We start from the raw sequence: 13,768 nt of genomic DNA, 5'->3' as shown, positions 1-13,768 counted from the left end.
TGGTTGTTCTTTGTGGTAAAAGTTTCTTATGAAGTTGTTTTTGTCTTTAGTTTTTAGCTTCTTATTTTTTAGTAAAAGTATGGCCCAGTTTAGTACGTCCGACGTAAAATTTTATGCAGGGAATAGCGCCTCCCTTCCAGTGGTGTTTTATCTTAGTGGCGACGGCGGCTGGAATAAGTTTTCAGAAACCCTCTGTGAAACTATGGTACAGTCGGGGTATTCGGTGGTTACATTAAATTCCAAATCGTATTTCTGGAATAAAAAAACAGTAACAACCTTAGTAAACGATGTATCAGCCTATCTTAAGCAACAGTTGAGGGGGCAGCTCCAGCGTGGTTTTATACTTGTAGGGTATTCCTTTGGTGCAGATGCGGTGCCATTTTTGGTGAACAACCTTCCGCAAGATTTACTAAAACACCTTAAACAAGCGGTTATGGTCGAGCCATCGCAGTCTACAGATTTAGAAATTCACCTTTCGGATATGCTAAGCCGTAGTCCGATAAAAAGGTCTATGGATGTAATTGCGGAAATCAATAAAATGACCAGCACCAACCTGTGTATTGTTATGGGCGAGAAGGATGCGAATACCATTCTCGCTAAAGTTGCCTTGCCTAAACTGCATAAGCGTACCCTTCCTGGGGGCCATCATTTTGATGGCGATGCCCGGTTATTAGCCAAAGAGATTATGGCCTGCTTCAAAAACTAAGTTTACCTACCGTATAGGTTTTGCCATATTGCGGGTTGCATTTCATTTTTTTTGCAATTCCTGGTTCCTTTATTTTTTTGCGATTAGCTGATTTATAGGTCGCTATGCTGCGCTGGTTGTGCAAATATTAATCCATACATTTATTTCTTATTGAGAAAAATTCAAGTAAATTTGATTTTAGTTAATTTTTCAATTTTTAACGCGAGTTGCTTAAAAAGGGTGCTGTAAAAATTAATGTTAATTTAGTAGTACTATAGATATGATAAAAACTTTTAGATCAATCTTTGTTGTTGCACTGATTGTTGTTTCTTCGGGACAGATTTGGGCACAGCAGAAGGCTTACGATTGGAAACAGGAAACCGAGGCCGGCTACACGTACAAATACGTGAGCAATGATCCTACACACGCACGCTTTTATACCTTAAAAAATGGGTTAACCGTAATTTTGAGTCCGAGTAAAAAAGAACCCCGAATTCAGACTTATATTGCTACTAAGGCGGGTAGTAAAACCGACCCGAAAGATCATACCGGGTTGGCGCATTACTTAGAGCATATGCTTTTTAAAGGGACGGATAAATTCGGTTCCTTAGACTGGGCAAAGGAAAAACCCTTGTTAGATCAAATTGATGCCTTGTACGAAAAGTATAATGCCACAACCGATGCGGATGCCCGAAAAGCTATTTACCGCGATATCGATAAAGTGTCTGGTGAAGCGGCAAAGTTTGCTATCGCCAATGAATACGATAAAATGATGGGCAACATGGGCGCTGAAGGCACCAATGCTTTTACCTCCTTCGAGCAAACGGTTTATATCGAGGACATCCCGAGTACGGTGGTAGACAAGTTTTTGGCCGTACAAGCAGAACGTTTTAGAAATCCTATTTTACGTTTATTCCATACCGAGCTGGAAGCTGTTTACGAGGAAAAAAATATTGGTTTAGATAACGACAATAGAAAGGCTATCGAAGCCATGTTTGAAGCCATGTTTCCGAATAATAACTACGGTAAGCAAACAGTTATTGGTACGGTAGATCATTTGAAAAACCCTTCTTTAAAAGCTATTCGCGAATATTTTAATACCTATTATGTGCCTAATAATATGGGGGTTATTATGTCGGGAGACTTTGACCCGAATGTGGTTATCAAAAAAATTGATGCGGCATTCGCTTACATGCAGAATAAACCTATACCGGCCTATACTTTTGATGCCGAGAAACCAATTCAGGCACCAATTGTACGCGAGGTGAAAGGACCAAATGCGGAGTACCTTTTCTTGGGCTTCCGTTTTCCAGGTGCTGCAAGTAAGGATGCGCAGATGTTAAACCTTTTGGGTAGCATTTTGACCAATGGTTCTGCAGGTCTTATCGATTTAAATTTAGTGAAATCGCAGAAGCTTTTGGGAGCTGGGGCGTTCCCTTATATCTTAAAAGACTATTCCATGTTGATCTTGCAAGGAAACCCTTCCAAAGGGCAGTCTTTAGATGAGGTAAAATCTTTGCTTTTAGGGCAGCTTGAAAAGTTGCGTAAGGGGGAGTTTTCTGAAGATCTTATTACCTCTATCGTAAACAACGAGCGTAAAGCACAGATCTCTCGTAACGATAGTTATAAGAGCCGTGCCGAGGAGCTGATGAGTACGTTTACATCAGAATTGGATTGGGCAAATGAGTTACGTAACACGGATTGGTTGGCAACAGTAACCAAACAAGATATTGTAGATTTTGCAAACAAGTACCTAAACGACCAAAATTATGTGGCTGTTTACAAACGCCAGGGGCAGGATACGGATGTTGTAAAGGTTGTAAAACCTGAAATTACACCCGTGTCTGTGAACCGAGAGGCAGAGTCTGATTTTCTGGCTAAGGTTAATGCGATGCCGGAGGATGCCATTAAACCGGTGTGGTTAGACTTTGATAAGGATGTACAAAAGGGTAAGTTAAAGGATATTAACGTGCTTGCTGTAGAAAATAAAGACAATGAATTGTTTAGTTTGATTTACCGCTATAATATCGGTAACTGGAACAATAAATTGTTAGGATTAGCGGCTAATTATTTGGAATACCTGGGTACGAAAACCAAAAGTAGTGAGGATTTCAGTAAGGAGTTTTATAAGTTGGCGACAGACTTTTCGGTATCTTCCGGAAATGAAGAAACTAGCATCGCTATATCGGGTCTAAACTCCAATTTTACAGCGTCGGTAAACCTGCTACACGATTTGTTGAAAAATAGTGTCGTAGATCAGGAAGCATTTTCAGCTTATATCGACCGCCTGAAAAAATCGCGTATCAATGCGAAGGAAAATAAGGCTAAAATTATGGAAGGATTACGTTCTTATGCTCGTTATGGTGCCAATAATCCATTTAACTATACATTCACCGATGCAGAACTGGATAAAATAAAGGCCGAGGATTTGGTAAATGTATTACACGACCTAGCTAATTTGGAATATACCGTATTATACTTCGGTCCGAAGAAGGTGCAAGATCTGGTAAAGGTATTGCCAACATTAAAAGCGACGAATGCGGTCTTTTCGAAGGCTCCGGCGGCAACAGCATTTAAAGAAATTGCCACAGATAAAAATCAGGTTCTCTTTGCGACATATAAAATGCAGCAGGTAGAGGTATTCTGGCTGCGGAATTCAGAAGTTTACAATGCCGCATTAACCCCAACGGTATCCTTATTCAACAACTACTTCGGTGGTGGCATGGGGTCTGTTGTGTTCCAAACGATTCGGGAGTCTAAGGCGTTGGCCTATTCTACCTATGCGTACTATGCACAACCGGCGAAAAAAGAAAATAAATATTTCGTTGGTGCCTATGTAGGAACACAGAGCGATAAGTTTACCGATGCGGTACAGGGCATGAATGAGCTTCTTAATGATTTGCCCGAGTCGGTGAAATCTTTTGAAACCGCCAAATTAAGTCTGTTAAAATCTATTGCCAGCGAAAGGGTGCTGAATGCCGGTATTCTAAACAGCTACCTGCAGGCACAACGATTAGGCAATAAAACCGATATCCGTAAGAATGTATTTGAGCAGGTGCCGAACCTTACTTTTTCGGCTATCCAAAATTTCCATAAAAAAGAACTGAGCCATAAACCCTATGTGTACTGTATCGTAGGGGATGAAACAAATCTAAAACCAGAGGATTTGGGTAAGTTAGGGGAATTTAAAAAACTAACGCTCGAACAAATATTTGGTTACTAATACCCCAAAGAGGCCGTCAGAATGATGGCCTCTTTTTTTTATAAGAAAACGTAACTCCGCTGCAAGCGCCCGCTTGTTCCGCTATCCGATTTTCAAAATTCCAGGCATCATTATGTAGGTTAAATCCGCAGTAACAGGCCTGTCTGAATACCTGCCTTTGGTACTGTACTTTTCTGTCGTCACCTCTCCCTATATATACCCAACGTTTTAAAAAACCAGACTGCAGTAGCCTTAAAATAAAATTGTCCATCATTATGCTTTTTTTGTACATGATGGGTATAGCATGCCTGTATACCTTTGATTTAGCTATTCCTAGCTTGCTAAACTATCGGAATATCTGCCAATACATAAGCCGAGAAAATCAGTGTTGTTGCTGCGCATTATGCCCATTACAATCGTACAGCGCTGTACTGTTTTTTCTTAAACTAAAGAATGATATTATAACCAATTATACGTATGAAAACTATCTTTTATTATGCTACACATCTATGCATACTGCTGTTCATACAACTTCAATGCAATACGGTATATGCCCAACAGATTAGCACCATCACGGGCTCTGTTGCTGATTCTACCGGACGGCGATTGGAAGGCGTGAATGTCCGTGCAATAGGCCGTGCAGGCATTGAAACCCGAACCGACCAGAACGGTAACTTTATTCTGGAGGGCAGTAATCTTACGGTGCTGCAGTTTTCTAATGTAGGCTTTATAACGCAGCAGGTAATGCTTACCGACAGCAAGCCATTGCAAGTGATTTTAAAAGCTGTCCATGCGGATGTGGAGGAAGTCGTCATCACCGCCTTCAGCCAGAGGCAGCGTAAGGAAGCCGTCGTCGGTTCGGTAACCTCCGTTGAACCAGGGAAGCTTAAAATTCCAGCGAGCAACCTCACGAATGCCTTGGCCGGACAGATTGCCGGTGTTATTGGCTTCCAGCGCTCCGGACAACCGGGGCAAGACAACGCACAGTTTTTTATCCGTGGCGTTACCACCTTCGGCTATCGGCAGGAACCCTTAATCCTGATTGATAATGTCGAATTATCAACCAATGATTTGGCGCGTTTAAATGTAGACGATATTGCCAGTTTCGTTATCCTGAAGGATGCCAGTGCTACAGCGCTATATGGCGCTCGTGGTGCCAACGGTGTGATATTGGTGCGTACAAAAGAGGGGGCAGAGGGGAAGGCTAATATTAACTTCCGCTCGGAAGTTTCTATGTCGCAGTCGGCAAAAACCTTAGCTTTAGTCGACCCTATTAGCTATATGAGCCTTTACAATGAGGCCACCTTAACCCGCGATCCGAAGCAGCGTTTACCCTTTACGCCAGCAAAAATAAGGGATGTACAGGCCACACTAGATGCTGCTCCCGGAAGCAACCCGTATGTAAATCCGGCTGTAGATTGGCTGGATATGCTGTTCAAGAAAAATGCCATGACGCAGCGCAACAACATCTCCGTTACGGGTGGAGGAAATGTCGCCCGTTATTTTATTGCAGGCTCCTATAATCAAGACCATGGCGTATTGCGCAACGATGTACGTAATAATAAAAACAACAATGTAAACTTTAAAAACTATCAGTTACGATCCAACGTCAATGTTAACCTATCCAAAACCACCGAGTTGATCGTTCGTTTATCCGGTAACTTCAGCGAGTACCGCGGTCCGATTACAGCGGATGGCTCCTTTGCTTCAGACTTATATAATATTGCGATGCACACCAGCCCGGTGCTGTTTCCCGCATTTTATGAACCCGATGAGGCACATAAAAACAGCCAGCATATCCTATTCGGAAATAATGGAACCGCGGGCGGTACCGAGAGCAATAGTATACTCTATAACAACCCCTATGCACAGCTACTTCGGGGGCAGAAACGCTCTTCCGAGTCGCGCCTCTCGGCACAGTTCGAGTTGAACCAAAATTTAGAATTTGTGACCGATGGATTGAAGTTACGGGCTCTTTTTAATACCAACCGGTATTCCTATTTTGATTCACAGCTTGCTTACAACCCCTTTTATTATAATATTAACACCTATAATCCCGACGATAACAGCTACTCCCTGTTATGGTTAAATCCCAAACCTACCGGAAATAATGTCGCTACAGAATACCTGAACTACCACCGTGGAGAACCTAATGCGAATACCTTTGTGTATTTGCAATCTGCCCTGGATTATAACCGTACATTTGGCCATCATACGTTGAGCTCCACCTTAATAGGTACCCTGCAGGAAACGACGTATTCCAGCTCCCGTGATCCACGCACAAACGAATATACGCTGCCCTATTCCCTACCTTTCCGTAACGTAGGCCTGGCAGGTCGCTTAACCTACTCCTTTAAAAATCGCTATTTTACGGAGTTTAATTTTGGGTATAACGGATCCGAGCGTTTTTCCAAAGCCCACCGTTTCGGTTTCTTTCCGACTATTGGCGCATCATGGGTGGTCTCCAACGAAGATTTCTGGGATAAGGACGGGTTTATTAGCAAGTTGAAAATACGCGCAAGTCATGGTTTAGTGGGGAACGATGCGATAGGTAGCCAGCGTTTTTTCTACCTTTCTGATGTAGATTTGGCAAACGGCCCTAACTGGGCGCAGTTTGGTTTTCAGAATCAATACGAACGCAAAGGGGTATTAATTCGCAGTTATGCCAATAGCAATATCACCTGGGAAACTTCGCGGCAGACCAACCTGGCGCTGGAAACCAGTCTCTTAAAAAATTTAAATATCGTTGCTGAGGTCTATAAAAATCACCGTTATGATATTTTACGGGAGCGCTATATCCCATCGACCGAAGGTTTGGAGTCTAGCGTAAGTACGAACCTTGGAAAAGTAGACTCGAAGGGTATTGACCTCTCTGCGGAGTATAGCCGAAGCTTCAGCAATGGAGTATGGGCCGCATTCCGTGGTAATTTCACCTATGCCACCAACAAATATACCTATATCGAAGAACCGAATTACAAAGAGCCATGGCGGCATTTTATCGGTCAGCCTATAGGTCGTGGTTACGGTTATATTGCCGAGCGTTTATTTGTTGACGATCTGGAGGCCGCCAGCTCACCACGGCAAGCCATGTCGGTAACCGATGAATGGGGAAATCGCTACCAAGGCATCAGTCCGCAGGGGGGAGATATTAAATACCGCGATATGAATGGCGATGGTGTTATCGACCATTTAGATCTTGTATTTATGGGCTATCCGAGTACCCCTGAAGTCGTCTTCGGATTTGGCTTCTCTAGCTCCTACAAAGGTTTTGATGTGGCGGCATTTTTCCAGGGGCAAACGCGTGTATCCTTCTTTATTGATCCCTGGCGAACAAGCCCATTTGTTACCAGTCCGCAGAAGTACATCTACGGAAATACACAGGTATTACAAGCCTATGCCGACGACCATTGGTCCGAGGAAAATCAAAATCTCTATGCCCAGTACCCGCGCCTAGGTACTTCGGTAACATCTATTGCCAACAACTTACAAAGCAGCAACTGGTGGTTACGTGATGGCAGCTTTTTGCGTCTCAAGTCGGTCGAGGTTGGTTATACCATTCCTAAAAAAGTCGCTCATCGGATACGGTTAGAAAGCCTACGTGTGTATGCTAGTGGTTTAAACCTGTATACCTGGAGCGCCTTTAAACTTTGGGATCCAGAGCAGGGGGGGAATGCCTTTGCCTATCCATTACAGCGGGTATTTAACATAGGTCTGCATATTAACCTGTAAACATTAACCTCTGATTTTTAAATATTAAGCAACGATGAAAAGTATATATAAAATATTTGTTGTAGGCTCCCTGCTTTTTGGAGGGCTAACAAGCTCCTGTAGTAAATACCTGGATATTGTACCCGATAGCGTTGGCACACTGGATTATGCCTTCCGCAATAGAAATGAAGCCGAAAATTATCTCTTCGGCTGTTACTCTACGATGCAACGCTTTTCGGATGTTATCTATAATCCAGGGTTCACAACCTCTTCGGAAATTATTTACCCGATATTAGAGACCCAGTACTTTAACTCCTCAGGTTTCAACCTTATCCGCGGTATCCAGACCAGTGGTAACCCGGTTCTGGCAGAATGGGACAACCTGTATCGGGCGATTCGGCGCTGCAATATTATGCTGGAAAACATCGATAAACCCATTGACCTTCGCGACGATGAAAAGAAGCGATGGATTGCGGAGACCAAATTTCTGAAGGCTTATTACCATTATCGCTTAATACGGATGTATGGTCCTGTGGTGTTGATAGAAGAGAATAACCCTGTGGATGTAGATATCGAAAAGACCAAACGCAAAAGAGCAACTTTAGACGAGTCTTTTGCCTTTGTTTTACATTTGATGGACGAAGCTATTCCTGATTTGCCGCTGCGCATAGAAAATAGAACGCAGGAATTTGGACGCATGACCAAGTTCATGGCGATGTCCATAAAAGCAGAAATGTTGGCGACAGCAGCGAGCCCTCTTTTTAATGGAAATCCCGATTATACAGGTTTCAAAGATAAGGACGGTACAGTTTTATTTCCACAACAATACGATGCTCAGAAATGGGTGTTGGCTGCGGAAGCCGCCCAAGCAGCGATTGCAGAATGCGAAAAAATTGGCCTCCACCTCAGCACAGATGTACCAACCGCCAATGTGCAGCAGGTATCGCCAGAATTAAAGCAGATTTTAGCGCTGCAGCATGTTATCACACATCGCTGGGAGGAAAATCCAGAGTTAATATGGGGGCTTAACTTCGGCTTTGGCTATCAAGCCTACAGCATGCCGAAGCTTACCGGGCGTGCCGTGGGTATGTCCAACTCGTATCCTTCAAATTGGGCCGTTCCGATTAATATGGTCGATATTTTCTATACCGAAAATGGCGTTCCGATAACGGAAGATAAAACCTGGGACTATAACGGCAGGTTTACGCTGAAAAGTGGCGACGATAAACATCAGCATGTTATCCGCCGAGGGTATGAAACGGTGCAGGCACATTTCAACCGGGAACGAAGATTTTATGCTGCCTTGGGTTTTGATGGCGGAATATGGTTTGGCAACGGTATTTCAGATGAAGATAAAGCTTTTTATGTTCAAGCACGTGGGGTTACGGGGTTAGCGGGGCCGAAGAGTATAAATGCCCGTAATATTACAGGCTACTGGCCCAAGAAACTGGTGCATTATATGACAGTAATGGACGTGGAATTTTCACCCATAGATTTTAAGCTGCCCATGATGCGCTTGGCGGCTTTGTACCTGCTCTATGCCGAAGCGCTGAACGAGGTACATAGTAGTCCGACCGAGCTGGTGTATGACTATGTCGACAGGGTACGCCTACGCGCCGGTTTACCGAAGGTCAGGGATGCATGGGCGAACTTTTCGCGTACACCAGGAAAGGCGCTAACCAAGGATGGACTACGGCAGATTATCCACCAGGAGCGCCGAATTGAGCTGGCCTTTGAGGGGCAGAGTGGCTGGGATTTACGGCGGTGGAAAGAGCTACAAAATGTATTGAGTAGGCCTCTACAGGGCTGGAGCATAAACGAGGAGGATGCCCTATTGTATTATAGACCTGTGGGGGTATTATCGCCAATCTTTGGGCTCCGCGATTACCTATGGCCTTTAAATAATACCGATGTTGTAATAAACGAAAACCTAATACAAAACCCTTATTGGTAGCAATATGAAAAAGATCCATCTAAACTATACAGGTAAATTGTTTACCTATATGCTTTACACACTACTGCTGTTATGGTCCTGTAGCAAAAGCGAATCGCCGGTAGATATTGTCTCTACCGACACAACAAAACCTGGTGTAGTAACCGATATAAAGGTTGAAAACCTGAATGGTGCCGCCCGTATTACCTACAGCCTACCTAAATCGACCAACCTGCTCTATGTGCAGGCGAGGTATCCGATTCGTGAAGGCCACTACCGCGAGTCTAAAACCAGCTTTTATACCGATACCATCCTGGTAGAAGGCTTTTCCAAAGCCGGCACGTATGAGGTGGTCTTAAACACGGTGAGTCGCGCTAATGTAAAGTCGGATCCAGTCGTGGTTAAAGTAAGCCCGAAAACACCGAACTATATTTTGGTCAACGAAGGGCTATCGATAAGCGCCGATTTTGGGGGCGCCTCCTTCGTGGGCGAGAACCCCGATGCAGCACCGATCGGCATACATCTCCTCGCTTTTGATAGCAAGAGCAATAGCTTCGTAGAGAAGGATCCGGAGTATATACACGGCAAGCAGATTGATGTTTCCATCCGTGGGTATGAGCCCCAAGAAAATGAATTTGGTGTTTATACGACAGACCGCTTTGGCAACGTATCAGATACCCGCTTTGTGAAATTAACTCCCCTGTATGAAACCCTATTGGATAAAAATAAATTCTTTACCTACCAGCTACCTAGTGATGCGCCCATTGGTTGGGGCTGGGAGGTAAAATACCTGTTTGACGGCAGCTTAAACGAACCGGGCTGGCATACACAGGGCGAGCCATTAACGGTGGCAACCTTCGGTATTGGTCCGTCAGCAAAGATCAGCCGTTTTGTTCTGTGGAACAGGTTGCCAAATATGTATGCCTATCAGAATCCAAAATCTATAACCCTGTGGGGTTCCAATGTCGATCAGCCGAAGGATGTGCAGTTACCCCGTAATTCTCAGCCTGGAGATGAAGCTGGCGACTGGGTGAATATGGGCAATTTTATCTATCCCAACCCACCCTCTGGCTTGCCGGGAAGCCAGGCGAATGCCGCCGATAATGCCTTTGCTGCACAGGGCATAAACTTTAAAATGCCTAGCTCGGCACCTACGGTAAAGTACATTCGTTTTTTAGTGAACCAAACCTGGGGAGGATTGAATTACGCGAATGCAATCGAGTTATCTTTTTATGGTAGCAATCAGTAATAAACTAAAATTATAATAAGGATGAAAAGACTTTATGTAATGCCCTTGTTGCTGTTCGCTGTATGGCTGCAGCTGGGCTGTGAAAAATATGCCGATGATTATAAGAAATACCTGGAGAATAAAGAAATTGTATATCCAGGATTGGCACAAAATGTTCGTTATTATGCCGGTGAGGGGCGCACGATGTTGGTATGGAACCCCAGTCCGGATCCCAATATTAGCCATTATGAAATCGTCTGGAACAATGGCGATAAAAAAATGAAAATCGAGGCTACCACACACAACCCAACCGATAGCATGCGGGCTATTGTACCCGAATTGGCCGAGTATGTGTATAGCTTTACGATTATCTCCTTTGATAAAGAAGGCAATACATCAATTGGGCAGCAGATTCATAATGTGCGGGTGTATGGTCCAAATTTTCGGTCTATCCTTTTAAACCGATTGCCGGATCTGCAGAACCCATATGACGTAGATGATGCCGGGCAGCTGCGTTTAAAGTTTCTTACCGCCGATAGCATGAATATTACTACCCGGGTATCTTATGAAAATAGGGTAGGGCAGCGCCGTATTTTACATCTTCCCGCCCAGGAACATACCTTAGTATTACCCGATTATAAGTATGGTACAGCCATACAGTACCGATCGGGGTACGCCCCGGAGCCTAATGCTATCGATACCATCTATAGCCTTGAAGACGCCTATTTTCCGCCGGTATTACGCCCGGTTGATAAAGCCAAGTTTGGTGCCATTAGCCTACCAAACGATGCTGGAACGGCTTGGGGATGGGTACTACCGAATTTATGGAACAACAGCTACGATGAACCGGGCTATCATAGTGCCGATGTAGGGATGCCGGCTTCGTTTACCATAGATATGGGTACCCAGTATAGCTTGTCGAAGATAAAACTATGGCAACGCATGTCGTCGGTATATGATGCCGGAAACCCCAAGGTCCTGGAAATTTGGGGTAGCAATAATCCGTCGGCAGATGGTAGCTGGGACTCCTGGTCCAATCTCGGCCGTTTTACCATTCTTAAGCCTTCTGGTTTACCGCAGGGGCAGCAGCATGAGGACGACATCCGTATGGCTAAAAATGGGCATGATCTTATTTTTGAGGGGCAACCTGCTGCCGTACGATACCTACGTTTTAAGGTTTTGGAAACTTGGGGAGGTAACAATTTTATACATATTATAGAAATAACACCATATAGTAAGGATTAGGTGTACCTTTAACAGCTTTAGTATAATTTTTATTGAAAAATAATAAGTGTTGGATTAGCGAACATTTGTTGTGGCTTAGGATGAATGTATAGTATGAATGTACTGGATGAACTGATACGAGGGAATGAAAAAGCTTTTGAAGAGGTTTTCGAAAGCTATCATACCCCTTTGTACAACTTTATTCTCGAAAAGACAAAATCACATGATATGGCGAAGGAGGTTGTGCAGATTACTTTTATTAAGTTATGGCACAACCGGGAGACGCTGAAAGCAGATGTAAGCCTCTCCAAACAGCTGTTCAGGATGGCAAAGAATGCTTTTATTGATGAGTACAGGCGTAACCAACGGCACAATATGTTAGATATTACAACGGTACAACAGGAGTTATTTAATAACGATGTGCTAGATGCGGTACAGCTAAAGGATACACAGCAGCGGTTGAATCAGCTTATTGCGGCTATGCCGCCTATGCGGCAGCATGTGTTTTACATGAGTCGAGTTTTGCAGTTTAGCCATAAGGAAATTTCTCATATCCTTTCCTTGTCATCGAAAACCGTTGAAAACCATATTTCTTTAGCGATACGGCATTTAAGGATGTTTTTTTAAGTTTAAAATCTTAGATTTAGGACCTAAACGTTAGCGTGCATAGTAAGGATACCCATAAAACAAAGGATAGGGACAACCTACAACCGGATTTATCAGCAGCAGAGAAAAAATCCTCCCACGAAATGGAGGATATCGCCAGCGGCTTCGATGAAACGGAATGGGAGCATTATATACAGCAAAATGCGAAACCTTTGCCTGAGGAAATTAGCCTGGAATTATACGAGAACATACAAAAGCAAACACTATATGCCGATTCCGCCAGTCCTAAACCCCGAAGAATAAAATATTTCTATGCTGCTGCTGCTGTGGCGGCGGCGCTGCTGTTGTTAGGTGGTTTTATCGCTTTAGGGGTTTTTTATCTCCCCGAAAGAACTGCCGTGGATCCTGTTTCAGCAACCCTTGGTAGGTATAGCGAGCAGGTAAATAGCACAGATACAGTTCAAATTATTGTATTACCCGACGCTTCTATGGTACAGCTGGCTCCGCGTAGTAAACTCAGGTATCTGCAAAATTTCAGTGCCAGGGCAAGGGAGATATCCCTCGAAGGGGAGGCTAAATTTCAGGTTAGTAAGGATGTAAATAGACCATTTTCGGTGACCTGTAGGGGCTTGGTGACCCAGGCTTTAGGGACAGTTTTTACCGTTAAAGAGACAGCATTACAAACCGAAGTGATACTGCATGAGGGAAAGGTGAAGGTTTTTGCTGCAGGCGATACACAAAGGGTATCCTACCTGCATGCGGGTGATAGGGTTAGGTATGACGCCAAGGAAAATACCTGGGATTTTATCGCTGCACATCAGACTAAAACCGAACTGCCGGAACAGCGCGCAACACTACAAACCAATGCTGCTGAAGAAGTGGATATTAAATCGGTCTACACCGTAGAAAATGGGCAATATATATTTAAAAACGTAAAGTTTAGCCTATTAATTGCCGCATTGGAGACCATTTATACCTGCAAAATAGGCTATCCACAGGATATGGCGCAGCAAAATATGTACCTAAGCATAGATACAGGACAATCGATTACTACGGTGTTGAATACCATCGTGCAGCTGAATGACCTGCAACTTAAAAAAATGGGAAGCCATGCCTTCCATATCGACCATAAAAACTAAAAAAAAATCTACGCCTCGATTAGGGGATACCCCCAGTTATAAT

General features: G+C 43.8%; 8 protein-coding genes. All 8 read left to right on the top strand.

What is annotated here, in order from left to right; genetic code table 11:
- The first annotated feature begins 79 nt into the window (after nucleotides 1-79).
- The gene (locus tag ACL9RF_RS16105) at nucleotides 80-706 is read left to right on the top strand and encodes an AcvB/VirJ family lysyl-phosphatidylglycerol hydrolase (RefSeq protein WP_422801665.1); all 627 of its coding nucleotides are present in this window, start codon (nucleotides 80-82) and stop codon (nucleotides 704-706) included.
- A 259-nt stretch (nucleotides 707-965) separates the two neighbouring features.
- The gene (locus tag ACL9RF_RS16100; RefSeq protein ID WP_422801664.1) at nucleotides 966-3,908 is read left to right on the top strand and encodes a M16 family metallopeptidase; all 2,943 of its coding nucleotides are present in this window, start codon (nucleotides 966-968) and stop codon (nucleotides 3,906-3,908) included.
- A gap of 456 nt (nucleotides 3,909-4,364) precedes the next feature.
- Complete coding sequence (locus tag ACL9RF_RS16095; protein ID WP_422801663.1) at nucleotides 4,365-7,616, top strand: SusC/RagA family TonB-linked outer membrane protein; 3,252 nt, start codon at nucleotides 4,365-4,367, stop codon at nucleotides 7,614-7,616.
- Nucleotides 7,617-7,650: 34 nt separating this feature from the next.
- Nucleotides 7,651-9,549, top strand: a complete 1,899-nt coding sequence (locus tag ACL9RF_RS16090) for a RagB/SusD family nutrient uptake outer membrane protein (RefSeq protein ID WP_422801662.1) — start codon at nucleotides 7,651-7,653, stop codon at nucleotides 9,547-9,549.
- Nucleotides 9,550-9,553: 4 nt separating this feature from the next.
- Nucleotides 9,554-10,777: a DUF4959 domain-containing protein gene (locus ACL9RF_RS16085; protein WP_422801661.1), complete on the top strand. Its 1,224-nt coding sequence runs from the start codon at nucleotides 9,554-9,556 to the stop codon at nucleotides 10,775-10,777.
- Nucleotides 10,778-10,798: 21 nt separating this feature from the next.
- The gene (locus ACL9RF_RS16080) at nucleotides 10,799-12,001 is read left to right on the top strand and encodes a DUF4998 domain-containing protein (RefSeq protein ID WP_422801660.1); all 1,203 of its coding nucleotides are present in this window, start codon (nucleotides 10,799-10,801) and stop codon (nucleotides 11,999-12,001) included.
- Nucleotides 12,002-12,094: 93 nt separating this feature from the next.
- A complete protein-coding gene (locus ACL9RF_RS16075) occupies nucleotides 12,095-12,607 on the top strand; it encodes an RNA polymerase sigma factor (protein WP_422801659.1) in 513 nt (170 codons plus the stop codon).
- A gap of 35 nt (nucleotides 12,608-12,642) precedes the next feature.
- Nucleotides 12,643-13,725 carry a FecR family protein gene (locus ACL9RF_RS16070; protein ID WP_422801658.1) on the top strand — a complete coding sequence of 361 codons (1,083 nt, stop codon included), beginning with the start codon at nucleotides 12,643-12,645 and terminating at the stop codon, nucleotides 13,723-13,725.
- Nucleotides 13,726-13,768: the final 43 nt, after the last annotated feature.

The organism is Sphingobacterium sp. Mn56C (genome assembly GCF_049319645.1).
GTDB lineage: Bacteria > Bacteroidota > Bacteroidia > Sphingobacteriales > Sphingobacteriaceae > Sphingobacterium.
Note: the sequence above shows the minus strand (reverse complement) of the source record. Positions and strands in the feature narration are given on the sequence as shown.